Origin of the sequence: Paenibacillus sp. MY03, from assembly GCF_002165585.1 — a bacterium.
GTDB classification, from domain to species: Bacteria; Bacillota; Bacilli; order Paenibacillales; family Paenibacillaceae; genus Pristimantibacillus; species Pristimantibacillus agaridevorans.
This window is the reverse complement of the sequence record NZ_MXQD01000010.1, coordinates 154,345-180,322: the sequence shown is the minus strand read 5'-3', so window position 1 is coordinate 180,322 and position 25,978 is coordinate 154,345. Positions and strand designations below refer to the sequence as shown.

Below are 25,978 nucleotides of genomic sequence, written 5' to 3'. Positions count from 1 at the left end.
TAATCATAGGAAATAATGTTGACGAAAGGTGTGACAAGCTTGGACTATCTCGGCAGGCAATCGCTGCGCAACAAGCTCCAAATCGCGTTTCTGGCCATCATCGTCATTTCTGTCCTGATGACCGGAGGGTTGTCCTATTATATCTCGGCCGCCACCATGGAGAAAAACGCGCTGAAGCTGACGCAGGACACGGTGGCAAGGTCCGCGCAGATTGTAGACGAGAAGCTGAACAAGCTGATGTTAATTATGATGACGTTTATGATCAGCCAGCCTTTTGATGAGATGCTGAGGGATGTCGTTTTCGGGGACGACAGCAGGTACTACAAGCATTTAAGCGATCTTGACAACGTTTTCTCGCAGGCGCGTGTCGCCGAACCGTTGATCCATTCCATCTACGTGTCTACGCCGATCGGCGAATTTTATCCCTCGTCCATGAACCGCAATCGGAAGAGCGCCTTCGAGGATACATTCTTGTATGAACGCATCGGACATGAGAAAAGGAATCTATGGGTGGAGGGACATGAGGATATGCTGTTCTCCGGCAAGGACCGCGTCATTTCGCTCATTCTGGAGCCGATCTTCGACACGCCGGTCAGCGGCGTTTACATTGTTGTGAATATTCGGGAGGATGGCTTTCGCAAGCTGGTTCAGGGAGATACAGGCGGAGGGGCATCAAGCTTTCTGCTGGATGATGAAGGGGAGACGGTCTACCCGCCGAATGAACGGCTGGTCCGTGAGGCGGTGGATGCGGGAAATCTGAGGAGCATGATGGATCGCTCGGAGGGCAGTCAATCCTTCGAATTGAACGGCGAAACCTATTTGCTTAACTATGCGGGCATAGGCATTGCGGATTGGACGATGACCACCATTCAGTCCCGGGCCGGCGTCTTGAAGGATCTGGTGTATGTCAAATGGCTGATCGCGGCGGTTGCTCTGGCTGCTTTCATTGTAACGACGCTGATCTCCGGCGCATTCTCGCGTTATTTGCTTATGCCGCTGCAAGGACTAATGAAAGTGATGAAGCGGGTCGAGAACAACGATTTGACCGCCCGCTTCGAGAGCGGCAGCGGGGATGAATTAGGGCAGGTGGGTCATCGCTTCAACCGAATGCTGGAGCAGATCGTCGTATTGATTGATGAGGTCACGGAGGCGCAGACGCTTAAGCGGTCTGCGGAGATCAAAGCATTGTCGGCGCAAATGGACCCCCATTTTCTATACAACACTCTGAATACCATCTACTGGAAGCTAAAGCTGAAGCAGATCGAGCCTTCGCAGCAGATGGTCATGTCGCTCTCCCGCCTGTTCCAGCTGGGCCTGAACAATGGACAAGAAATTACGACATTATCCAAAGAATTGGAGCATGTGCGTCAATATCTAGAGCTGCAGTTAAGCTGCTATGAAGGTTTATTTACTTATGAGATCCATGTGCGGGAGCCAGAGCTGATCGCGCTTTCGATTCCGCGCATCCTCTTGCAGCCGCTGACGGAGAACAGCATTCTGCATGGGTTTCGTGATCTAAAAAACGGCGGGCGCATCGAGATAGAAATCGACGAAGAGGGCGAGCTCTGGACGATCGTCGTGCGTGATAACGGCAAAGGCATGGAAGAGGATGTGGTGCGCGCCCTCTTCGGTCTGGAATCAAGGAAAGGGTATGCCGTATCCAATCTCATTCGGCGGCTCCAGCTCTATTATGGGGATAAGGCGACTTTAGAAGTGAACAGCGAGCCGGAGCACGGGACGGAAATACGGATTTCATTGCCCAAGAGAGGGGAGCAGTTCGAGTGAATCATACGGAAGCAATCAGCCTATGTATTATTGACGATATTAAGAGCGTGGTCGACGGTTTAACCGCGATGGATTGGGAAGAACAAGGGATTACGGTCGCCGGAGTATCGAGCAATGGCGAAGAAGGGCTTCAGTTAATCAGCAGATTGCGGCCGGACTTGGTCATTACCGATATTCGGATGCCCATCATGGACGGGCTGAGCATGCTGCGCATGGTTCTTGAAGAAAACCGCAATTGCAAATTCATTCTCATTAGCGGCTATGCAGACTTTGATTATGCGCAGCAGGCGGTGCAGCTCGGAGCGTTTGATTTTGTGGTAAAGCCCTTTTCGGAAGAGGATATTATGTCCGCGGTGCTGCGAGCTAAAGCCGAGATTACGGAAGAAAGAATGCAATTGCTAAGCGTGAGGGAAATGGAAAACAAGCTTCGCGAAAGCATGCCGGTGCTTCGTCAGGAGTACTTCGCTCTTCTCGTAAACCACCGCATCTCCTGGGAAGATGCCTCGGAACGCTGGGACTTCTTGAATATTAAGCTGGAGCCCCGGGGGTTTGTCGTCATGCTTATCGAAATGGACAATGTACGGGAAGGGACTGCGGAGCCATCTATCCGGGAGTTGGAGCTGATCCGCTTCTCGTTGCTCAATATTATGCAGGAGACGCTTGCCGAGCATGCGCGCAGCGTTGTTTTCCGCTACCGTCTTAACCAGTACTTGGCCGTACTTAACGATACGGGAGTGTCCAGTCCGATCGAAATGGCCGAGCAGATTTGCCGAAATATCGAACGATACACCAAGGTTACGATTTCGGTCGGGGTTGGGGGCAGAGTATCGGAGATTAGCGAGCTGCCGGATTCGTACCGCCAAGCTCAGCAGGCGCTTTCCCATCATCTGTTCACCGAAGGAAATACGGCGATCATGTATGACGATATCCACCAGAGCGGAAGTCAGGAGCCGCTGGCGCTTGAATATAAGGACGAGCTGCTGCTTGCCCTTCGTTCCGGGAATGTGGACAAGACGGTCGCCATTCTGTCTACCATTGCGGTTTCGCTGCAGAAGCTGGTCTCCCGTCAAAATCCGAATTATCTCCTCAGCCTGTACGATGAGCTGGCTGCTTCGGCGATCCGCACCTTTTACGAAATGGTTCCGTATTCGGACATACAGCCACTGATTCAAAACTTTAAGTCGGTACAAGGGACTGTCGGGTTGTCTCTAGCGTCCTTGCAGCGCCAACTGCTTACCTTGTGCACGGAGGGGGCAACGTTAGTGCACAAGAACAGCCTGTCTAGCGGCCAGAAGGTGGTTTACAAAGCGATAGACTATATGAAAAGCCGGCTGTCGGAGGACATTGCCGTTGGCGAATGCGCCGCCCATGTGCATCTTAGCGCCAGCTACTTTGCCAGCTTGTTTAAACAGGTGACCGGGATGACGGTGACGCAGTATATGACCTCGGAACGTATTCAGAAGGCGAAGGTGCTGCTCGTTGAGGGGGCGCAGGTTCAGGAGGTGGCACTCGCTGTCGGGTATGAGGAACGCCGATATTTCAGCGATGTGTTTAAGAAGATCACCGGCCAGACACCCTCCGAATTCCGGGCAGGCTATCATACGGATCGGCCGGAGACATAAGCGTTTTCCCCCACTCGGACCATAGAAATCTATCCCTCGAGAGTGAATTAGACACACTCCTTTTCCCAGTGCGAGGACCTATAATAAAAAAGAGCTTACAACTCAAATGTGAATTAAAGGGGTAGAATGTATGCAGAAAAAATGGTTAGGTCTAGGCATGAGTGTCATTCTGGCTACCGTAATAGCAGGCTGCAGCGGGAATGACGGCAACGGCAATGGCGCCAGCGCGACGAATGGTCCCTCCGAAGGAACCAAGGCGACGCCGACGGCAGAGGCGAACAAGCCTCCCGTGACGCTGAAGTATTGGACGGACGACCGTCACGATCAGGAATACATCAATGAAATGATCAACAAGTTCAATGAGACGAACGAGGACAACATTAAAGTGGAATTGACCGTTATGTCCGAGAACTATGCGCAAAGCGTCGACATTGCGTTTTCCAGCAACCAGGCGCCGGATGTGCTGCGTCTGAAGAGCGGCAATACGCCCGGTTTTGTCAAAAAAGGGTACCTGGAGCCGATCAACGACTTTCTTACGGACGACATCAATACGAAGTTCGGCAAGCTGATGCTTGACGGCGTCAACCGTTTTGACGACAAAGTGTACAGCTTGGCCAATAACGGCAATACGTTGCGACTGGTCTACAACAAGGATCTTTTTGCCAAAGCGGGTATCGAGAACCCTCCGGCATCGCTGCAGGAAATGGTCGACTCTGCCAAGAAAATTACCGAAGCCGGCAAAAGCGAGGGCATTTATGGTTTTGCTCTGAACTTCAAGAGCCCTAAATCCGCGTTTGACCGTTCCATTCGGGAAATTCTTTCCTTAAGCGGTCATCAAGGACTTGGCTTCGACTTGAAAACAGGCCAATTTGATTTCGCCCCTTACTCGCAGGTCATCGAATATTTCAAACAAATGTATGCTGACGGAAGCATTCTTCCTGGCGCTGAATCGCTCGATATCGACCCGCTGCGCGCCCAGTTCGCCGCAGGCAAAATCGGCATGTATCTGTCCTTCTCGACAGAGCCGGGCGTATACAAGGATCAATTCCCTACGGAAATCAATTGGGCTGGCGCCTTGGCTCCAACGATCGATGGCCAGATCAAGGGGACTTCCGAGATCGTGTCCGCAGGAACATGGCTTGGGATCAGCGCCCAGTCGGCCAATAAGGAAGCCGCTTGGACATTCATGCAGTACATGTACGGTGACGAGATTCTGAAGACCTATCATGAAAAAGGCCTTGGAATTGCCGTAGTGCCAACTATTGTGGAGCAAGCCAAAAATCCGGATATTAACGGGATGGAGGGTTTCCTGGTCGGGGAACACGACTCTATCTGGCCGGTCTCGCCTAACGTTACTCCGGAGGGAGCGGGTTATGCCGACGCTTTCTTCAAATATGTGCTTGCAGGCGGGGATCTGCAAGCCATCACGACGGATTTGAACACAAGATACAATGACGCATTGTCCAAAGCAGTGGAGAAAGGCGAGGTTGTTGTGACGCCGAACCCTGCCTTTGATCCAGCCAAGCCGCAGGGATAAATAGCAGGCAAGATGGGGGCTGCCGCGCATGTTTTGGCGGAAGCCCTTTTTCTTTCCCCAAAGGAGGAACGGATCATGAGCTTTAAATGGAAACGATTTGGGGAGAATTCTCTGTTTCTGTCCCCGAGCATTATTTTGACGGCAGTGCTTGGCATCTACCCTTTAATATGGATGCTGCGTTATATGTTTTATGACTATGCCGGCTACGGCGAACCGCTGTTTATTGGATTGGACAATTTCCGACGAGTGATGCGCGACGATCTGTTCTGGGAGTCGGTTGGCAATACCTTTATCTATGCCGGGGGCAAGCTGGTGCTTACGCTGCCGATTTCTCTGTTACTTGCGGTTATCTTGAATGGCAAACTGCGCGGCGGCAATTTTCTGCGCGGAATCTATTTTATGCCGACTGTCATCAGTACCGCGGTTATATCCGTCGTGTTCTATACCATCTTCAATTCTTATAACGGGATGGTTAACACCGCTTTGATGAAGCTGAACCTGGTCTCGCAGCCGGTCGACTGGCTTGGAACAAAATTTGCGATGTTTACGCTAATTCTTGTGGCGGTATGGGGCGCAGTCGGCAATTACATGCTGCTGTTTCTAGCCGGACTACAGAGCATCCCGCAAGATTTGTACGAAAGCGCGTCGATTGACGGCGCGAACGCCGGAAGAAAGTTCTGGAATATTACGCTTCCGATGCTGGCTCCGGTTGCACAGTTGGTTATTATGCTCGCGATTATCGCATCCCTGAAAGGTTATGAGAGCATCATGCTCATCACGGAGGGCGGACCAATCGGCAAAACCGAGGTCATGTACCTCTATCTGTACAAACTATTGTTCCCGGTTTCTACGGGTTCGCCTGTTGAGCAGCAGCTTGGCTATGGCAGCGCCGTCGGCTTCGTTACCGCGGTTATTGTCGGCGTGATCACCGGCTTGTACTTCCTGTTAAGCCGCAAAATGAACAAAATGTATTAACGGCGTTAAACGCCGCTAATGCGAAGCCCTTACGATTCGAACACAACGCCGCAGTTGCGTTTATTATAAACGGCTGCAGGCTTGCAGGAGGATAAGCAAATGAACGAACAGGTGGTATCCCAAAAGCCGGAAAGCAACGGCGGCAAAACGGCCGTCGGCACGCATGCGGGCCGCTTAGGCAGAATCGTGAGCCGCACGGTTATGTGGCTGTTCTTAATAGTAACTGCCGCGCTGACCTTGTTTCCTCTATTAATGACGCTGTCCGGCTCTCTCAAGACCGGCGCCGAGATGATGACCGGCGGAAGCCTGCTGCCGGCCAAGATGCAATTCGCCAACTATGCGGAGGCCTGGAAGCAGTCTAATTTTGCCCGCTATACCTGGAACAGCGCATTTGTCAGCATTGTTGTTACAGTGGCCTCTCTGTTGGTAGCTGCCATGGCGGCATATGTAGTCGATCGGCGGCAATTTCCCGGAAAGTCGCTCTATGTAACGACCCAGGCGGCCATGATGTTTATATCCGTCGGGGCCATCGTGCTGCGTCCGCAATTCGATTTGATGGTCGTGCTGAACCTGAACACCACGTTGTGGGGGGTTATCCTCATCCTGGTCAGTGCCCATTCCAGCACGTTCTTTCTACTGCTTGGCTTCTTCAAAGCAATACCTCGCGAGCTGGATGAAGCGGCAATGGTGGATGGTTCGGGCTTCGTTAGAACCTTCTTCCGCATTGTTCTGCCGCTCTTGACGCCGGGACTCGGCGTGGCCGGTTTATTTGAATTCCGACATGCCTGGAACGAATACATTCTGCCGCTGGTGTTCACGATGACGAATCCGCAGTTGCAGACGCTTACCGTCGGGCTTGCGAATCTCCGGTACGGCTCCTCCGCGGCGATGCAAATTCACTTGATGATGGCGGGCGCATGTCTGTCTATCCTGCCGATGCTGCTTGCTTATATTTTGGCGAACAAGTCGTTTATTCAGGTCACGTCGGGTTCGATCAAAGGCTAATTTCAATTCTAAATATGAGGAGTAACTTGCATATGAGCGATTTTACGGTAGGACCTCTGTTTTCCAGCCCGATCATTACCCGAAATCCCGGAAATCCGATTCTGTCTCCAGGGGATGTCCCTTACGGTCCGGCAATGGTATTTAATGCGGGCGTTACCAAGTTCAGAGGCAAATACGTCATGGTTTTTCGCAATGACTACGGAGATGAGAGCAAAGAGACCGTTGCTCCGCATCATACCACTAATCTGGGACTGGCCTTTAGCGATGACGGCATAAAGTGGGATGTGCGTCCTATGCCCTGCTGGTCCTGGCAGGATGAAGAGGTCATCCGCGTGTACGATCCGCGTCTGACGGTAATCGGCGATCAATGTTACATGTGCTTTGCGGTCGATACGAAGCATGGCCTGCGAGGCGGCATCGCCGTTACCGAGGACTTCAGCTCCTTCGAGGTGCTTAGTCTGACGTTGCCGGACAACCGCAATATGGTATTGTTCCCGGAGCTGATCGGGGGCAAGTATATCCGTTTGGAACGCCCGATGCCCGTATATAGCCGGGGAGGCATTGACCGCTTCGACATGTGGATGAGCGACTCGCCCGACCTCAAATACTGGGGCAATTCCAAGCTGCTGCTCGCCGTTGAAGATGTAGCCTATGCCAACGACAAGGTAGGTCCGGGCGCTCCGCCCGTGAAGACGGACAAAGGTTGGCTGACCTTGTTTCATGCCGTCGATATCGACCGCAATCGGGGCAAGAATGGCTGGGAGCCGAGTTGGAAAAAAAGATATACTTCCGGCATTATGTTGCTGGATCTGGATGACCCTAGCCGGATCATCGGCAAGGCAGAAGCGCCGTTGCTAGCGCCTGAAGCCGCGTATGAGACAGATGGAGGCTTCCGCAACCATGTTATTTTTCCCGGGGGCATGATTCTGGAAGACTCCGGAGAAGTCAAAATCTACTACGGCGCCGCCGATACCGTAGAATGTTTGGCTACTGCCCACGTCGATGATTTACTGAAGCTTTGTCTGGATGGCGCAAACAAATAGCGCGCACCAATAAACCATAATGATAGGTTATACCTGTACAGAATTGGAGTGGTTGCTATGAACAAACAGATTACGTTGCCGTCCGCCAGCATCCCGGTTTCGAGCGAGGTCGATGTGCTGGTCATCGGCGGAGGCGCCTCCGGAATAGCCGCTGCTATTGCCGCGGCGAAAGGGGGAGCACGCACCATGCTGGTGGAGCAGAGAGGATTTCTTGGCGGCATGGGCACGGTAGCGCTCGTACCGGCGTTCTGCCCCTTCACGGATAAACGGAAGCCGATTATCCGCGGTCTAGGGCTTGCGTTAATGGAGCGGATGAAGCAGGCCTGCGATCCCGAGTTCCGCAAGGAATACGAGGAGATGCTGGATTGGGTGCCGATCGATCCCGAGGTGCTGAAACGCGTCTATGACGATGCCATTCTGGAAAGCGGCGTTATTCCTCTGTTTCACACCTTTGTATACGATGTGGTATTGTCCGAGGACCGGCGGACGGTAGAAGGCGTCATTGTCGTCAACAAAACGGGACGTTCCTTCATCTCCTGCCGGTATATTATAGACTGTTCGGGTGATGGAGACATTGCCGCGCTTTCGGGAGTTCCTTTCCAGAAGGGCGGAGAAGAAGGAGAGCTTCAGCCCGGCAGTATGTGTTATTTGCTTGCGAATGTGGATCGTCCGAGGTTCAACCGGTTTCTGCAGGAGAGCGGGGACACGGGTCAACTGCACAAGACGGTCGAGCGGGCAATCGAGGATGGTACACTGCCGGAAGGGCGCAAGTCGATCTCCGGTCTTGCTTGGGTCAGCGACTACCTGGTTGGCGTTAATTTCGGCCATGTATTCGGGGTAGACGGCACCCTCGCGGAGGATCTGACAAGGGGTGCGATCGAAGGACGGCGTACGGCGGAACGCCAGCTGCGGTTCTTCCGCCGTTATGTGCCGGGCTTTGAGCACGCTCATATGGTGGCAAGCGGAGAGCAGCTTGGTATCCGGGAGACTCGTCGTATACAAGGAGATTATATTCTTACGGTTGATGATTTCCTCGCTGCGCGCTCCTTCCCGGACGACATTGCCCGCAACGCGTACTACATCGATATTCATCTCGCCAACAGCAAGAGCGATATGACCTTCAATCACTTGCCTCCTGGCGTTTCGCACGGGGTACCGTACCGAATCATGCTGCCGGTCGGCATAGACAACCTGTGGGTTGCCGGACGCTGCGTATCCTCGGACCGAGCGGTGCAAGGCTCCCTGCGGGTGATGCCGAATTGTTTCTCTATGGGGCAAGCTGCTGGAACGGCAGCTACACTCGCGCTTCGTGACGGCGCGGGCTCGCGCGGCATTTCCGTGGCCGAGCTTCAACAGCGGCTGCTGGAGCAGGATGTATGGCTAGGAGAAAATGGAGTTGCGGTTGAGAGTCAGTAGGACGGGAAATGACCTGACCTATCACGGTTAAGAGTTAACGGCACGTAGCTAAAGGGATGGCGGTATAGGGGGGATGCCCTATGCCGCCATTTTTTGGTTTCGCCTGTCCATCACCCAGAAGAAAATATATAATCGGAGCAGAACGGTTATCTCCAGGAGGAACGTCCCAATATGACAAAAGCAGTCCAATACGGATCTTCCGTCATCTACGCCAATTATTTCACGCACACGAAGCCGCACTCCGTGAAGTACAAAGACGGGCTGAACTTCTACCTATTTCGGCTCCAGGCAGAGGGAACGTGCCGCGCGCTTGTGGCTGGAAAGTACGAAACCATTATCCCTGGCGACTTGCTTATCTATTCGCCCGATCAGCCGTATGAGCTGGATGTGCAGCCAAGAACCTCTCCGGCATCGGGTGCGATTCAACCCGTCAGGGACTATTTTATGACCGGCAAAGGGGAATGGCTGGATTCGTGGTGGAACTACAAAGACCTGCCAACCAAAACGAACATCGGCTTTGACGATACGGTCATAACCTTATGGAAACATTTGATCAGCGAAAAGAAAAAGGTGACGCAGCACCAGGAAGAGATTATGGATTATCTGCTTAGAACGCTTTGCCTGACATTGGAGCAAGCCATCCAAATCAATCAGCGCTCCAAGGGAGCCGATATCGCATACAAGCTCAAGCAATACATCGACAATCATGCCCATGAACCGCTTAGCTTGGAGAAAATATCGGCATCCGTCGGCCTTAGCGTCTCTCGATGCTCTTACTTGTTCAAGTCCGCTTTTGGCGGGTCGTTATTCGCCTACTGCATAGATGTTAGGCTGAATCTGGCAGAGCAGCAGGTGTTATACAGCAATCTTGCGCTGGAGCAGGTCGCCGACAAAACGGGCTTCCAGAGCTATGCGCATTTCTGCCGAGTGTTCCGGGAACGGTATGGACATCCCCCGGGCGAATACCGGCGCAAATTCGGATTCCGGTTCAATCAGTATGAAGACCTGGATTAGGCGTCCTCGTACAAAACCTGATTATCCCGTGTAAGTACGGTATGCAATTGCTCGACCTGTACATGCTGAACGATGCCGTCCCCATCAAGCGCCAGCGCGGCCGCGGTTGCGGCGGATTGGCCCAGAATCATAAATACGGGCTCCATCCGGATCGAGCCGTAGGCTGCATGGGTAGCGGAAACGCATACCGGTACAAGCAGATTGGTGCACTCCGATTGCTTCGGCACAATCGCCCGGTAGCTGATCGGATAAGGGGCCTTTAATTTAATGTAAAATCCGCCCTCGGTGCTTACATGACCGTCTTCATTGACATAATATTGCGTGTGGTGCGAATCTATGGCGAAGGAGCCCATTCCTATCGAATCCGCTACCGGGTTTTCCAGTCTGACATCATGCTCCGTCACGACATAATCCCCGATCATTCTGCGGGATTCTCTAATGTACAATTGGGGAGTCCAATGGCCGCTTTCGATAAATTCATCGCGCGGCAAGCCCCACGGCTTGTAAACCGCGGAAATTTCCTCCGGCACGCGGTGATGGTTCTGTATCGTCCACACATAACCTTGCTGATAGATACGGTGGGCATTCAAAATCTGTTCCCGAGTATGATAATCCGCTTCCGCATAGATATGGTTCATTCCGTTATAATCCGTAGAAATGCCGCTGTTGTTATTGGAATCCGTCTTATCCGAGGTTACCATGTTCAGCTTGAAAAACTTCGTGTTTTGTCCTTGCTCGATGGCACGGAACAATATTTCATAATCGGCCTCGTTATATCCCTCCGGCTTTTCAATCTCTATGCGGTTGTCCGGATTGTTCGTCAAACACATGCGAAAGTTATAAGCTTGAAGCTTGGTATCCCCGTCGCCTATGTTACCGCCGGGGTTTGGATTGACGCGCTGAATCAAGCCGCTCGAGGGATCCCCTTTAATGACGTAGGGATCGATTCCGCTCGGCAGCTCATTGCCGGGACGGATGCCGTTTAATGTTTCACCATATTGCGAATTCGACTCCCGCCCTACAAAATAAGAGACGCCGGCATTGCCCAACAGATCCCCTTCGTAAGAAGCATCTATAAACATCTTGCCTCTATAAACGTTTCCGGATTCCGCACGAATGGAGGTAATTGTGGAACCTTGTTTGACCACGCCATCCTTTAAATCCAGCCTTTCTCCATAGATAACCTCGATGTTGTGTTCCCGCACCAAATCATGTAAAACCTCGAGCGCCACCTTAGGTTCAAACAGCCAACGGGCATCGTCTTGCGAATATTTGCGGGCTACCCGCTGGTAGAATTCCAAGGACAAGCCGCCGATCGCTTGTTTCATCCCCACATCTGTATCTCCCAGGCCTCCGCTGGTCAAACCCCCAATTCGCTGGCCTTGCTCTATGACTACCGTGCTTTTTCCCATTATCTTCGCTTGAACAGCCGCTGTAATAGCTGCAGCCGTCCCTCCGTAAATTACAATATCATACTGTTTCTCTTGATTCACATGAATCCTCCTCAATATGCTATTTTTCTTACAATAGCCATTATAAACCGCATGCTGCTATGACGAGAATGATGGATCTTCCTCTTACACTTGATGAATCTTACTGTTTTTATGAAATGCTGTTTTTATGGAAAAATCGTTTTGAAAAAACGGAATGACCATGATAAATTGATTTCAGTGCTTCGCCGCAATGCATTTCGGCTTGGATCCATTTTGTATTATACTTGGAGCAAGAACGGTAACAGGAGCTGATTAACGAATGAGCATGAAGCAAGAGCTAATCTCAAGGCTGACTACATACGTGCAAGTAGATACGCAATCCGACGAGAACAGCGAGAGCTGTCCTTCCACGCCGGGACAAATGACGCTGTTGCGCATGCTGGTGGAAGAACTGAAGAGCATCGGCATGGCAGACGTCACGATCGACGATAATGGTTACGTAATGGCGACGCTTCCTGCCAATACCGACAAGGAAGTGCCGACGATCGGCTTTCTCGCGCACGTCGACACGGCCACCGATATGACGGGAGCGAATGTAAACCCGCAGGTCGTCGATGCGTACGACGGCAGCGACATCGTTCTGAACGCTGCACAGGGAATTGTCCTATCGGCGCGCGAGTTCCCGGCGCTTTCCGGCCATATTGGCAGCACGCTGATGACAACGGACGGCACTACGCTGCTGGGAGCGGACGATAAGGCGGGCCTGGCCGAGATCATGACCGCGATGGCTTACCTGATCGCCCATCCCGAGATCAAGCACGGCAAGATTCGCGTCGCCTTTACGCCGGACGAAGAGATCGGCCGGGGCGCGCACAAGTTCGACGTAGCCGCTTTCGGAGCGGAATACGCCTATACGATGGACGGAGGTCCGCTCGGCGAGCTGCAGTACGAGAGCTTCAACGCCGCTTCCGCCAATGTAACGATCAACGGTAAGAACGTACACCCCGGCACCGCCAAGGACAAGATGATCAACGCGACGAAGCTGGCGATGGAGTTCCATGCCATGCTGCCGCCGCAAGAGGTGCCTGAGCATACGGAAGGCTACGAAGGCTTCTATCACCTGAACAATATGGCGGGAGACGTCGAGCAGATGCGCCTGCATTATCTCATCCGCGATCACAACCGCGAGAAATTCGATGCCCGCAAGGCGGAGATGACGCGAGTGGCAGAAGCCATGGCGGCCAAATACGGCGAGCAACGCATCGTGCTGGAACTCAAGGATCGTTACTATAACATGGGAGAGAAAATTGAACCCGTATTCCATATCGTCGAGATTGCCCGGGAAGCGATGGAGAGCCTGGGCGTTAAGCCGCTCGTCGAACCGATCCGCGGGGGCACCGACGGCTCCCAGCTCTCCTTTATGGGACTGCCGACGCCAAACCTGTTTACCGGCGGCGAGAATTACCACGGCCGTTACGAATACGTCTCCGTCGATACGATGGAGCTCGCCGTCAAGACGATCATTGAGATTGTTAAGCGATACGAAGCTCGCGCGTAGCGCTCGTCTTCCACACATGCAACAGACCTCGGGCGGTTTGCGCCGCGAGGTCTGTTGTTTGTTACGAGAGAATCAGGATGCATGTTCGATGATTTCCTCAAGCGAAAGTCCTTCCGTAGATAAGTCGCTATAGCTTTGGCGGTAATCATCCTGTTGCCAGCTACTAAGCACAGATGGATCGATAATCGTTTTATCCTTCAGATTTAAAAACTGAGGATTGTGCTGTTGTATCCACAGCCTTGCTTCCTTAATATCTTTTCCTCCAGGAATAACGATGGACTGCGGAATCACATCGAATAAATTGTTGTAGGATTCGCGTTTTTCATACAATCGCGTAAAAACAGCGGTGCGATCATCGTACACGTCAATCGATTCATCCACCAGCCTATAATAAAAGTCTTGCACTTTGGCGTTTTGATCGACCGGAAACGGTCTCTCGAATCGAAGTAACTTAAGGCTGCGCCGATCGTTCTTGAACCATTTATTTTGCTCGTAAACGACCGCATACGAAATATTAATGGCCGAATCGTCACTTACCTCGTTATATTGTTCCTGCGTGCTGGGGATCATATTTTCACCCGCCGGGCTAATGGAAAGGCTGTATTCGTTCATGTTTATACCCGATCCGTAAACTCTGTCCACCTTGATTTCTTTAGGTTGTAAAAAAACAATGATACAGGCACCAATCAAAAGGGTGGCGCAGCCCAGTCCGACAGACCACAACACAGACTTTTTCACCGATCCCCCTCCTCGTATAATCATATTTGCAAGTCTCTTGTTATTAAACGAATATCAAAGCCATTGGTTGCGTTAGCGTGCGTCGTGCAAGGTGAAACGGTTACGCCTTCCTTTGGAGGCGGGGCGCGTTTCGTTCCGAGAATTATAGGGAAAGTACGGCGAAATCATATTATTTCCTATAAATTAAAAAGGACGCTCCCAAACCTTCGGTTTGGTTACGTCCTTCTCATTTTCTTGTGACACCTATCCATTATGCGACGCGGCGGAAGCATCCTTCTGCAACATCCGCCTCTCCCCCCCACGCTCGATACTGGAAGCAATAAGCAGCTGCGCCGCGAAATACGTAGCCATGATCAGTACACCTGCGAACTGCAATTCGCCAACGAATTTATTCCAGGCCAGCAAGGAATCCGATGCGATAAACAGCAGCGCTCCGCCCGCGGCCAACACGCTTCGGCTCATTATGGCCGACCAGCCCATGGCCCCGATGACGACGATATAAACCACAACGGGGATCCAGAGACCCTTCTGGCTGTCGTCGGCCATCATGCTGTCGTAAAATCGGCTTCCTAACGCAAGGGAATAGCCGACGATCAGAATGCCGGACGTAAATCCGATTGCCATGCCATGCCGCTTCCCTTCCTTGTTCTTCAGCTCGCTGCGCCCCCGCCAGCGCGTCATCATCGCCGCTACGTAAAACAGGTGTCCCACCAGGAAAGAGCCCAGACCATATACGAACCACGGATCGTTCGGCAGCAGCAGGAACGTATCTCCGCCGATGCTAAAGACCAGACCTGCCAGGACTAGCTTTCGATAGACCGAACCGTGTCTCCCGTCTCCCGAAGATGCCGCCGCAAGCACGATGATAAGCGCCATGGGCAGCAGCTTAAATAACCAATGCAGCCATTGCTGGTCCACCGATAACGTCGCCAGATGGACCATCGCCGTGAGGACGATAAGCGTGATCAGACGTTTTTTATCCATTTCGTTCTATCCCCCTTATGTTGCTGCAGTGTTTTCATCGCTGCAGGATCAGCCCGAATGCTCCCTGCCCCCCAGTCCCTGACGAGCGCGCTTGTCGGAGCCGCCCATTGATGGAGCAGCATGACCATCAGCCATGCGGCGGATGCGTCAGGCAGACCGGTTATAAAATAGAATACGCCCACGAACGCGATAACGTTCGGCAAGCATGCCAAAGCGGCAGAAACAGTAGATTCTAGTCGTTCGGCCGCGAGTGATGAATGGAATGTAAGCGCTTAAAAAATGGGGTCAACTTAAGCCTCGCTCGCCCGCTATCCGCTAATATTGACTACACTACCTACGATTGCAACACAGCGGAGCCCGACTGTCAACGAAAAGATGCACACCCTTGTCCAAGGACGTTCAAAAGCCAAGAAAAACATCTTCTTATAGAAGGTGGCCACCATTCCTCATGAATAAAGGGAAAACCGCCCTCTAATTGCTCCATTCTCGCCGCCTCCTGGGTTTTAGAGGGATTTTCGCCCTCAAATTCCGAATGTAACCCTACATTCATTCAAAACCTATACGATTATTGGGCACTTTTCCCATTAATTCGTGCAAATAGCTCGATTCATTTACGATTTAAAGGAGCTTTTCCCGTTATTTATTTCTGGATTAAGCATACGATCGGCCCCCACCAGTGCTCGAGAATGTGCCCTGCGTTTAATCGGAAGTTTTTATCTCCAATAGGAGCGGTCAAAAAAGAAGACTCCTTATCCGCCGTAAACGGATAAAAAGTCGTCATATTGCATTCAAACCTGTTCCTCGTGCCGGAAACGGACTCGCCGCTCAGCCTTGCGCAACCAATTCCTGTTGGCCCAGCAAACGGCCGAACAAGCTGCGGCGGTCGTTCGCGAGCTCCGCATAACGGCCTCTCTGGACGATCGCTCCTTGGTCCACGACGATAACTTGATCCGCTTTCCGAATGGTCGATAGCCTGTGCGCGATAACGATGACAGCTATTCGTTCTCGCAGTCGCTCCAGCGTCTCCTGCACCCTCCGCTCCGTCTCCGTGTCCAGCGCGCTTGTCGCCTCGTCGAGAATCAAAACAGACGGTTCCCGCAGCAGAGCCCGCGCCAGCACCAGACGCTGCTTCTCGCCACCGGAGAGCCGAACGCCTTTATCTCCGATCTCCGTATCCAGCCCCTGCGGCAGCCTGCGAACTACATCGGCGGCGCAGGCAAGCTCCAGCGCGTTCCAAAGCTTGTCGTCCGAAGCGTCCGGCTCCATCAACAACAAGTTCTCGCGAATACTGGCGCTAAAGAGAAAGGGCTCTTGCGACACATAGCTGACGGAACGCCGCAATGACAGCAGATTATCCTCCGTCAGCGGCTTCCCGTCCAACTGCACCGCCCCCCTCTCCGGACGGTTTAGCCCCATGAGCACGTCGACCATCGTCGTTTTGCCTGCGCCCGAAGGACCCACGATAGCTGTCATGCCCTGCGCCGGAATGACAATGTCCACGTTTCGCAGCGCATACGCTTCCTTGCGAAGGTCGTAACGAAACCAGACTCCGTTCAGCTCTATTGCCTCATTCAGCCTGATGGGACGTACATTGCTAAAGCTCTCGATTTGCAATTCCCGCGAACGCTCGCATTCGTTCTGAAGCTCCACCAGCGCTTCGAATGACGGAATCATGTTCGACAGGTTCTCCAATCGGGATTGCATGCGGACAACGACTGGCCACAACCGCGAAAACAACAACACGACAAGAAGCAGCTGGGCGGGCTGCGACTGGAACAAGTGGACAAGAAGATAAACCGCGCCGGCGAGCAGCACCGAGGACACGACGCTATAAAGCATCTGCGAGTTCGTCTTAAGCCGCGTAAATGCCACTGCGTTATCTTCAGCTTGACGACATACGTCGCCCATCCAGTCCGCATGCGCCTGCTCCAGCGTATTGCTTTTGATATCCTTGATTCCGTTCAGATGATCCGTAATACCGGCGACGTACACCCTCGACAGCTGTAAATTTTGCTCCCCGAACTCCTCCGATCTTCGCGTAAAATAACGCGAGCAGACCAGCAAAACCAGGCCCGCGGTCAGGATGCCCGCCGTTAGCCACGGAGAAAGCAGAAACGCAAGAACGATTTTAACCGCAGCAAAGATTAGCGAAGACGCGAATTGAAAATAAGCGCTTAAGCCGTTTTTTACCTGGGCGATCTCCGTCGTCATGATTTTGACGATGTCCGACTTCCGGTGCCGAATAAAGAAATCCCAGTTTGCACGAAGCAGCCCCTTGTAAGTATCTTCCCGGAGCTTGCGAACGAAGCCCTGCTGTATTTTTTTGTTCAGTATCGTCTGATGACGGTTGAATAGACTTTGGCAGACGGTGATCAATACATAAATCGCAAGAATAAGCGTCAAGCTTTGCGTCCTGGGCACATCCTCGAACCATTGGAACAGCCATCCAACATATGGCATGCTGCCGGTATCGAATTCGACAAGCCCTGTAATGGCGATCAGCGGAAGAATGAGCAGAAGTCCTACCGATTGCAGCAGGCCGACTAGCAGCAGCGCGACCGAATTGAGCCAAAGCACAGGCCCCGCAAAACGATAGACTTGCCTTGCAAAACCGAAAATATGGCTCATAGGCGAAGACAATCGATAACGGGGGAGTTTACAACTCGCGCAGCACCGCCGCTCATGACGCGTTCTCCCGATTTATAAGGAGATTTTCGAGCACTAGCTGGACAAGTGCCGGCGCAGAGTATTGATCCCGCTGCCTGCCTAGCAGCATCATGTCCGTCCGGATTGCCAATCCCGCGATTGTCCGGAAATGCCACTCCAGCAAGCCCATAGGTTCGATCAGAGAGCGATGGAAGGTGTGGAGAGCAAGTGTGCGCAGTCGCTCCGCTCCTTCTATAGGAACAAGCTTAGTGGCGTCTTCCCGCTTCGCCAGCTCGAATATGCCGGCAAGAGGCATCGGGGCATGGCTAAACCTCGCAACCGGAACCGCATATTTCGTACGAATTTCTTCCGTCAATTCGCTCGAATGCGTCTGCCGCTCGTAGACGACACGAAGTCCCTCCCGGCTGACCCCTAATTCGCTCAGGCTCTCCTGCCACAGCTTCTGCTCGGGGAGCGCGGGCCAGACGATCGCCAACTCATTATCCGCATCCGACAGGGCGACGGGAATAATGTCATCACTGACGAAAGAGAACCCCTGATCGAGCAAAGCCTTCGTCAGCGTCGACTTGCCTGCGCCCGAACTGCCGACAATCGCATACGCCAGGCCGTTTTTGGCGATCGCGCTGCCGTGCAACGGGAGAATATTTCGCTGCAGCAGCAGAATCGCCATGCAATAACCGTCGAGAAACAGGCGAATACGCTCCAAGTGCGCGCCTTCTTCGGGGCTAACGATGACCCGGGTACCCGCTTCCACCGAATAGACGGCCGTCTGCCCAATCCGAAACAGCACTTTGTCATCCAGTACGACGAACGCGTCGTCCGGATTAGATACCTCCTCCCATAGAGCGGTCAAATCTCCCCATTCGACCCAAACATCGGTGTTATGAGATCGGTCCTCCGCCGGCTTGGCGCCTAGAAACGGGATTTCTGTGGCAATATGTAATCCGAAAGCTTTATAGGTGTATCCCTTCCACTGCTCGATCATGGCAGGCCTCCGATTTTCCTCTATAATTGTTCATTATTAAGAATTCCAAAATGCATCTATCTGTTCGAATAAGCCCAAACCCCTTACAGATAGGGATAAGGACTTATCGAATCATATGGCCTTTACGTCTGTCCTAGCTGCCGAAGCCGATGCTCGACGATCCCGAGCCTGAGCCTGAACCGGAGCCCGATCCGGAGCCGCCTTTCCCTTTGCCTTTTCCTTTTCCCGTCGCAGTCATCTTAATGTCGAGTGTTTCCAACTTTGGCGTTACCCACTGTTTTTTCCCCAAACACAACACCTCCACTCGGGTATGAGATGCTAAACCAGGTGAACCGACTGCGCCGACCTTTTACGGCGAAGCGCGTTTCGTTACGAGAAACATAGAGAAAGTATGGCAAGATGATATACTTTCCTATATTTCAAGAACACAACGATAGCCTGTAAAAAGAATCCTATTCTGCGTGGTTGTTCTTAATTAAGAACAACTCTACCTCATCTTACTGCCATCTTTACAAATTGTCAATCATGGATTGAAGGCGCCTCTCCTTCACTTTCTTTTTGCAAAACAACGGGCTGCAAGCGAACGGCAATAGTGCCGCTCGGCTAGTACTTCCGCCACATTACGGCAAGCGGAGGCTCCCACGCTTTGCCGATTACGCTGCCAAAAAACGCAAAAAAGCGAGACAAACGGTCAATACCGCTGCCTCGCCATAGCTATTTCCGTTCGTTACGTAAATAAGATATCATTCAGCATGCGATGAAGGAGCAACGCACACTGCTGTCTAGTCGCTTCTGCCTTAGCGGAGAAAACAAACGGGTCACCTGAACCTTTCAGCAGTCCTACTCCTTGAGCACTCGAATAGGATGGCTCAAACCAGTCCTCCAGTTGCTCCTGAATCGCCACGTCCAACGGAGAGGAAGCCGGAAGGGAATGGCCGGCATAGTTCAGAGCTCTGACAAGCATGGTAAGCATCTCTTGATGATTAATGGTATCAGCGGGCCTGAAGCTGCCATCTTCATAACCCAGAATTAGACCAGCTTCAACCGCTGAGTTCACGTTCCCGGCGAACCAGTCTTGCCTCTTGACATCATGGAAGCCGGTCTCAACTGGGTCCGTCGATGGCAGAAGCCCCAAAGCGCGGTTCAGCATGGCTGCGAATTCAGCGCGCGTAACGGACTGGTCCGGCTTGAACGAGCCGTCAGGGAAGCCGTTTACCACCATTTTGTTGGCCAGAAACTGAATGCCTTTTTTGTACGCCGCAGCATTAGGCAAATCGTTGAAAGAGACGTTGTTCTTTGCAACGGCGTAGATGGAGTTCCCTTTCCGGAACAGACTTGCCTTTAACACGCCGTCCGCATACTCGAACTTGACCGGTACGGGTACGTACGACTTTCCGTCTTGGGCAAGCATGAGACCCGCCAGCGAGTCATAAGACGGTTTAGCCATTTTAAAAGTAAGCACATGCTCCACATAGGAAGCAAAGTCATTTAACTCTTGTTTTTTACCGCTCACTACAGCATAAGCCTCGAAGGCGACCGGCACTCCGAGGAGTTCGGTTCCTAGCGTTAACGCCTCCTCCAATTCATTCTTGGATTCCACACGCTCCAGCCTAATCTCGAAGCGCTCCGCTTGGCCGGCTCCCTCTACCGCATCCTGCAATTCCTCTGCGCGAATGATGATGGAGCCCGAGGGCGTCGTAAACTCGAGACGCGTGTCCCGACTTGTCTTTAACAGATTCCGAACGCCGCTGCCCGTAAGCTCGAATACGATAATCGGCTCGATGCTGCCGGTCTCCAAACGAAGCGTACGATCCTCAGCGAAGGAATCCGTATCTGCTTGGGACGTCAGTTCATCATTCGCGATTGCAACTCTCCCAATCCGTTCGCCATTAATCTGCTCAATCTTCGCCTCCAGTAAAGTTTGCTCCGCCTCGTCTGTCGGCTCTTTAGGAGACGGCAGGCCCGAACCTCCCGAAGGAGGAAGAATCCCCCCGTTGCCGCCACCGCCTGGATTCGGATTCGGGTTCGGGTTCCCTCCACCTGGATTCGGGATCACTCCGCCGCCTCCATTCAACTGCGGAACAGTTACAGCGGTACCGTCGCTTTCATATTTCCCGGGAGATGTTTTAGTGACGATCAATTTTTGTCCGGGATTACCGATATCGTAAATCTTCAAAGTTACCGTGTGGCTCCCAGTTGGGACATCCAACGCTCCAAGTAAATATCCTCCGTCCGTGTATACGCTGATCTTGTCGCCGGGACTAACATTAGTGACCCGCACTACATCATCAGAGCTGGAATTTTTCGTAATCATGATATCCCTTGCTTCGATATTCGGCGTCATATAGCCGTCGAAAATGATAATCTGATAATAATAAGCGCTGGACCCCTCGCGTTCTTGCGTTAAAGCCAGGCCCATGGCGCCGTCAGGGAGAGCGGTTAACGGGAGTTCGTAGACATACGAAGTTTGGCCGCCTGCCCTTGTGGCCAGACTATCTCCAATCGTCCCCTCGTTGCCATAGAACCAAAGCTTGTAGGTTGTATTGGAATATTCCGTGCCAGGCTTCCAGCTAACCGTGCCCTTCACACTTCCACTGATGGCAGAGCCCGCTGCGAACGAAAATTCGCTAGCGAAATAGGCCGGGACGTCCCAAATCAATGCAGTTGCTGGCGGAATATCCGTCAGAGACTGGTTTTTGGGATTAGAGAAAGCTCCAATATATACAGCATTCCCAGGAATATTCGGGATGTTGAGATTATACACGTAGTAGTTGTAGTCCGGATCGTATTCTCCCCATGCTTGGACTGGGGAGATTTTGATTTTGTCAGCATCCAGGTAAAACAGGCTGTAGCCGTTAAGATGATCATCATCCTCTGCCGGATGGAGGATCGCGATTCCCTTAACCTGATTCGGCAAATGGCCAAGATCAACGACTTCGAGCTGGGCCGGAGTCATCTTCGACCGAATATATTCGTTCATGCCTTCTACACCCTGGAACTTGTACAGCTGTTTCTCGTTGGATACGTACAACATCTCGTCGCTATCTTGAAATACTTCCCTCATAGCAAACGGCAGTCCTGTCGTCTTGGTGAAGGTTTCCTTATCGTAAATAGCAGTCGCACTGAAAACATAATCTCCGAATACATGGGTGATCGAATCCGGGTATGTGCCCGCAATCGAGTTTAGATCGGAAAGACTTGCCTTTTTATTGCAGTAGTACATGCTGTCGCCACTTATAAGCATGCGGGAGCTGCACTTCAGCCCGGGTACGGTTACCGGCGGTAACACGGTCAACGTATAGGGATTTATTTTTTGGATCACACCGTTCCTCGCCATATATAGCACATCTGAAACTGCATCGTAATAAGCAGAACCAAAATAAGCCAGTTGATCGCCTACCGCCACATCGCTGGTGCCGTTTGTTGCACGGAAATTCCAGCTTGCATGCTGTCCCCAGTAAAAAATATTTCCTTTGGATGGAATGACCTGCTCCGGGTTGGAGTTGATTAAAACTCGCTTTATATCACCTTGGATATCATTTACGTTGATGATGCCAATATGGGTTTCCCCTCGTAACGCGATATACAGCTTTCCATCCAGCAATGAAATATCGGTTGGTTTGGATCCCACATAACGCTTGTGCTGGAGCGAAAAGTCCGCTTTACTCAAGACAGCCAGCTCATTCGTGTAAGAAGAAACCAGATAAATGTTCGGATCCGAATCGCTTGTTGTCCAGCTATCGATGGTATAATTACTGACTACGGATCCTCCCGGCCCTGCGGTGAACTCTAATGTGGGCTTCATGCCAAGCACATTAAAGTCATAAGCCTCGATTATGTTGGAGGAATGAACATCCGGTTGCAGAAAGGTACGGCCGCCTGTGCCCAAAAGTACCTTAAGCGCCTCATATGGGAAAGTAATCAAAGGCGTATATTGATGCTTGTCGATTATGCCCTCACTAGTCGCTACAACGGAGGCGTTCATATCCATCAGCTTGGAATCGAGGTATAAATAATCCGTAAATCTGGGATATGCCCCATGAATCTGAGCCAAGCTAGTCCCGTTCAACCGAGATCCCCCAAAGAAGACATCCGTTCCATCGAAGCCGATGTAAGGCGAAGGAAACCCGAAGCCGTAACCTCCATCATAAGTGCTGTTGTCCACTAATTGATTAGTCTCATAGTGGATTGCGTAAAGATCCGATCCGCTTGAGCCTTGTTCGCCTACATAAACAAGCTTTGCAGCCTCATTGGCTTTTAATACAGCTCTGCCGATAAAGGTTCTGGAATAAACCAGATTGCTGGCTCTAGTGTTTTGATCCAGACGGTACAACTTGTCATCCGCCGTCGAATACAGTACCAGGTCTTTCGTAACCGTCAGTCGTTTGGGTTGACCTGTTGTCGCTAACAGTTCCTTCTTCTCGCCGGTACTTGCTTGAACGACTTGGATGCCAGTTGCCCCTGATAGGGCGATAAACAATTGATCGCCGTATTGCTCGATGTCGGATGGCATGCTTCCAATAGACACTGTATTCGCAATGGTTAGCGTGTCCGCATGGATGAAGTACAGCTTGTTGGTCTCCGAGGAAATCGCATAGATGGCACTTGCTTGTTCATCATATACCCAGTCCGTCAAGCTACCATCCAACGTTAAGGTATACGTTGGAGTTGCAGCCGGTTGCGGCAGCTCTGTCTGCAGTGTGCCTGCCCCTTGAATCGTCTCTTGGTAAGCATGCGCTATGCCGGTGCTTCCCATATTTCCAATCAATGACAATCCCATGGCCATAATTAAAAATAAGATCCTCATCCTTTGCATTCTTCGAATTAGCACGGGCTGCATTCATCCTCCACAATTTTATAATTTGGAACTATCACCATTTAGTCCCATGGATACTTGATATTCTCTATTACGAACACTTTTCCCTTCTTCACCTTGCTGTTTACGATAAAATAATTCAGCCGCTCCGCTCTTTACCTTATACCTTCGGCAAAAGATAGGAAATCATGTTAGATAATTGTGCCGTCGTAGAAAAAAAGAACCTTCCGGCCCGCTGCGGATGGTTCATAATTTTAAAAAATTCCCGCCTTTACAAAATTCCTGCCTGATTAATCATTTGACCTGCATCCCATGAAGCGCATCCAATCCAGCCTGCTCGTCCGGCAAAAAGAACACCTGCTTGCCTTGGTTCGATTCGTAGATGAAGTCCTTCAAGCTCTTGCTGTCGTAACCGCCGTATTCGCCGATAATGGCAAGCTTGACCCCGTAATTCACGTATTTCTGGAGGATGTCGCCCGCCAGCTTCGTCTTCAGCTCAAAAAAGCGTTCGTTCACGGCCTCCTTGCGGATCAACAGCTTGTTGCAGCCGTCCGTATCGTAGCTCACTGTAGCCATCAAGTCCAGCGCGTCCTGCACGTCGCTCACGATTACTCCTTCGCTCTCGATAATCGCGACGCGGGAATCACCCCGCACATCTAATCGTATGTTCATTTTGACCCTCCTTTATTTTCGCCCTCCGGCAGCGGACGCAGCTCTTGCACACCCTGGATATGCGCCACGCCCTCCTTGCACAGTCCATATGGCTCCCAGCGGCAGTCCGAACATAATGTCCGGATATCGTCCGGCCCTACGTTGCTCGCCACCCTTGATAAAACGCCGCTCCAACTGGAGCGGCTGCCGATCGCAAGCCCCACCTGCGCCAAAATATCGCGATCCTTGCGGTACACGGAATCATTACGGCAATGGGAAGGCTGGTCGCTCGGGAACGCCCGGCATATATCGTCGGGACCGTCGATCACTTCAATCACGGTCTCCGGATGGAGCCGCAGCGTCTCGTAAATCCCGGTCATGTTGGCGCAGAATCCGTCCGAATAGCCTTTACCCCGATAACCCAGCAGGCAGAGCAAATGATGACCCCTTAACGCGATCGCACCCATGCCGGCACCCCCTTACCTTTCAGTCATAGTCAAATAAATATTGATCAAAATATAGCAGAGGGATCCGCATCCCGCAATACAAAAACCGAACTTAGGCTGTTTTACTTACTATTGTTGAGAAACATTATATTTTATAGTAAACTGATAAATAAGTAATATTACTACAACACAACAAGGAGGCTTATCCAATGACTATAGAAAAAAAAATGGAGATCGGCATCAGCACGTTCCTGGAAGCAACAAATGGCCCGGATAGCCATGCCGAACGACTGCGCAATGCAGTGGAGGAAATCGTGCTTGCCGATCAGGTCGGTCTCGACGTATACGGCATAGGCGAACATCATAGATCCGATTATGCAGCCTCTGCCCCCGCCGTCACGTTGGCGGCAGCTGCCGCTGCGACCAAGCATATCCGCCTGACAAGCGCTGTCACCGTCCTCTCCTCGGACGACCCCGTGCGGGTCTATCAAGACTTCGCCACGCTTGACAGCTTGTCGAACGGCAGAGCCGAAATCATGGCGGGCCGCGGTTCATTTATCGAGTCGTTCCCTCTCTTTGGATACAGCTTGGACGACTACGACTCCCTGTTCGAAGAGAACCTGGAGCTGCTGCTCGCGATTCGCAAGTCCGAAAAGGTAAGCTGGCGCGGAGGCCACCGTCCCGCATTTGACAACCTGGGCATCTATCCGCGAGCCGTCCAGGATCCGCTTCCCGTCTGGATCGCCACCGGCGGCAGCCCGGAATCTGCCGTGCGCGCGGGCATGCTGGGGCTGCCGGTCGTCTTCGCCATTATCGGCGGTATGCCGGAGCGCTTCGCTCCGCTTGTTGATCTGTATAAGCGCGCCGCCATACAGGCCGGACATGATCCGCGCAAGCTGCAGATCGCGTCGCATTCCCATGGCTTTATTGGCGATACGACAGATGGGGCGGCCGACCTGTACTACCCTCCCACACAAGCGCAGATGAATAAACTTGGACGCGAGCGCGGCTGGCCGGCTTATGACCGATCGGCGTTTGATGCCGCTCGTACGCTGCGCGGAGCGCTGTATGTCGGCGATCCTGAATTCGTGGCCGAAAAAATCGTCTTGCTTCGCAAGAACCTCGGTCTCACGCGGTTCTTCCTTCACCTCGACGTGGGAGTGATGCCGCATCGCGAGATTCTTCACTCCATTGAGCTGCTTGGCACCAAGGTAGCACCCATCGTTCATAAAGAGCTGGCTCGCATCGAAGGGTAATCTGTCGATCTGTCGTTGCATGCGCCATCGAGCAAGCACGGGATGTG

At 52.1% G+C, this 25,978-nt stretch carries 20 protein-coding genes; 10 read left to right on the top strand and 10 right to left on the bottom strand.

Going from position 1 to position 25,978, the window contains the following annotated elements; genetic code table 11:
* Positions 1 to 15 precede the first annotated feature (15 nt).
* The 8 genes from B1748_RS12370 to B1748_RS12335 all read left to right on the top strand — a co-directional run bounded on the left by B1748_RS12370 (position 16) and on the right by B1748_RS12335 (position 10,397).
* The gene (locus B1748_RS12370) at positions 16 to 1,785 is read left to right on the top strand and encodes a cache domain-containing sensor histidine kinase (protein ID WP_256975635.1); all 1,770 of its coding nucleotides are present in this window, start codon (positions 16 to 18) and stop codon (positions 1,783 to 1,785) included.
* Complete coding sequence (locus B1748_RS12365) at positions 1,782 to 3,407, top strand: response regulator transcription factor (protein WP_087568219.1); 1,626 nt, start codon at positions 1,782 to 1,784, stop codon at positions 3,405 to 3,407. Before B1748_RS12370 ends, B1748_RS12365 begins: the two co-directional genes overlap by 4 nt.
* A gap of 130 nt (positions 3,408 to 3,537) precedes the next feature.
* Complete coding sequence (locus B1748_RS12360) at positions 3,538 to 4,944, top strand: ABC transporter substrate-binding protein (RefSeq protein WP_087568218.1); 1,407 nt, start codon at positions 3,538 to 3,540, stop codon at positions 4,942 to 4,944.
* Positions 4,945 to 5,019: 75 nt separating this feature from the next.
* Positions 5,020 to 5,919: a carbohydrate ABC transporter permease gene (locus tag B1748_RS12355; RefSeq protein WP_087568217.1), complete on the top strand. Its 900-nt coding sequence runs from the start codon at positions 5,020 to 5,022 to the stop codon at positions 5,917 to 5,919.
* 99 nt (positions 5,920 to 6,018) lie between these two features.
* Entirely contained in the window at positions 6,019 to 6,924 is a 906-nt protein-coding gene (locus B1748_RS12350; protein WP_087568216.1) for a carbohydrate ABC transporter permease, read from the top strand.
* 32 nt (positions 6,925 to 6,956) lie between these two features.
* On the top strand, positions 6,957 to 7,967 hold the full coding sequence (locus B1748_RS12345) for a glycoside hydrolase family 130 protein (protein ID WP_087568215.1): 1,011 nt from the start codon (positions 6,957 to 6,959) through the stop codon (positions 7,965 to 7,967).
* Positions 7,968 to 8,024: 57 nt separating this feature from the next.
* Positions 8,025 to 9,383 (top strand): FAD-dependent oxidoreductase, encoded by a 1,359-nt coding sequence (locus tag B1748_RS12340; RefSeq protein ID WP_087568214.1) that lies wholly within the window; start codon positions 8,025 to 8,027, stop codon positions 9,381 to 9,383.
* Between the two features lie 171 nt (positions 9,384 to 9,554).
* Complete coding sequence (locus B1748_RS12335; RefSeq protein WP_087568213.1) at positions 9,555 to 10,397, top strand: helix-turn-helix domain-containing protein; 843 nt, start codon at positions 9,555 to 9,557, stop codon at positions 10,395 to 10,397.
* Here B1748_RS12335 and B1748_RS12330 read toward each other — a convergent pair.
* Positions 10,394 to 11,890, bottom strand: coding sequence for an FAD-dependent oxidoreductase (locus B1748_RS12330; RefSeq protein WP_087568212.1), 1,497 nt, complete (start codon positions 11,888 to 11,890; stop codon positions 10,394 to 10,396). The two genes, B1748_RS12335 and B1748_RS12330, sit on opposite strands and share 4 nt — an antisense overlap.
* 265 nt (positions 11,891 to 12,155) lie before the next feature.
* On the opposite strand from B1748_RS12330, the gene pepT reads away from it, so the two are divergent.
* Positions 12,156 to 13,388 carry a peptidase T gene (pepT, locus tag B1748_RS12325; protein WP_087568288.1) on the top strand — a complete coding sequence of 411 codons (1,233 nt, stop codon included), beginning with the start codon at positions 12,156 to 12,158 and terminating at the stop codon, positions 13,386 to 13,388.
* A 72-nt stretch (positions 13,389 to 13,460) separates the two neighbouring features.
* On the opposite strand, the gene B1748_RS12320 is transcribed toward pepT, so the two are convergent.
* The 9 genes from B1748_RS12320 to B1748_RS12285 all read right to left on the bottom strand — a co-directional run bounded on the left by B1748_RS12320 (position 13,461) and on the right by B1748_RS12285 (position 24,696).
* Positions 13,461 to 14,126: a hypothetical protein gene (locus B1748_RS12320; protein WP_087568211.1), complete on the bottom strand. Its 666-nt coding sequence runs from the start codon at positions 14,124 to 14,126 to the stop codon at positions 13,461 to 13,463.
* 243 nt (positions 14,127 to 14,369) lie between these two features.
* Positions 14,370 to 15,110, bottom strand: a complete 741-nt coding sequence (locus B1748_RS12315) for a lysoplasmalogenase (RefSeq protein WP_087568210.1) — start codon at positions 15,108 to 15,110, stop codon at positions 14,370 to 14,372.
* Positions 15,092 to 15,313, bottom strand: coding sequence for a hypothetical protein (locus B1748_RS12310; RefSeq protein WP_143810291.1), 222 nt, complete (start codon positions 15,311 to 15,313; stop codon positions 15,092 to 15,094). Before B1748_RS12310 ends, B1748_RS12315 begins: the two co-directional genes overlap by 19 nt.
* Positions 15,314 to 15,935: 622 nt before the next feature.
* A complete protein-coding gene (locus tag B1748_RS12305; protein ID WP_087568208.1) occupies positions 15,936 to 17,738 on the bottom strand; it encodes an ABC transporter ATP-binding protein in 1,803 nt (600 codons plus the stop codon).
* 52 nt (positions 17,739 to 17,790) lie between these two features.
* A complete protein-coding gene (locus B1748_RS12300) occupies positions 17,791 to 18,762 on the bottom strand; it encodes a phosphoenolpyruvate carboxykinase (ATP) (protein WP_087568207.1) in 972 nt (323 codons plus the stop codon).
* A 133-nt stretch (positions 18,763 to 18,895) separates the two neighbouring features.
* On the bottom strand, positions 18,896 to 19,051 hold the full coding sequence (locus B1748_RS36400) for a paeninodin family lasso peptide (protein ID WP_179215553.1): 156 nt from the start codon (positions 19,049 to 19,051) through the stop codon (positions 18,896 to 18,898).
* Between the two features lie 438 nt (positions 19,052 to 19,489).
* Entirely contained in the window at positions 19,490 to 23,569 is a 4,080-nt protein-coding gene (locus tag B1748_RS12295) for an S-layer homology domain-containing protein (RefSeq protein WP_143810290.1), read from the bottom strand.
* A gap of 303 nt (positions 23,570 to 23,872) precedes the next feature.
* A complete protein-coding gene (locus B1748_RS12290) occupies positions 23,873 to 24,250 on the bottom strand; it encodes a DUF4180 domain-containing protein (RefSeq protein ID WP_087568205.1) in 378 nt (125 codons plus the stop codon).
* Complete coding sequence (locus B1748_RS12285) at positions 24,247 to 24,696, bottom strand: DUF1284 domain-containing protein (RefSeq protein ID WP_087568204.1); 450 nt, start codon at positions 24,694 to 24,696, stop codon at positions 24,247 to 24,249. Before B1748_RS12285 ends, B1748_RS12290 begins: the two co-directional genes overlap by 4 nt.
* Positions 24,697 to 24,884: 188 nt before the next feature.
* Between B1748_RS12285 and B1748_RS12280 the strand changes: the two genes are divergently transcribed.
* The gene (locus tag B1748_RS12280) at positions 24,885 to 25,931 is read left to right on the top strand and encodes an LLM class flavin-dependent oxidoreductase (RefSeq protein ID WP_087568203.1); all 1,047 of its coding nucleotides are present in this window, start codon (positions 24,885 to 24,887) and stop codon (positions 25,929 to 25,931) included.
* Positions 25,932 to 25,978: the final 47 nt, after the last annotated feature.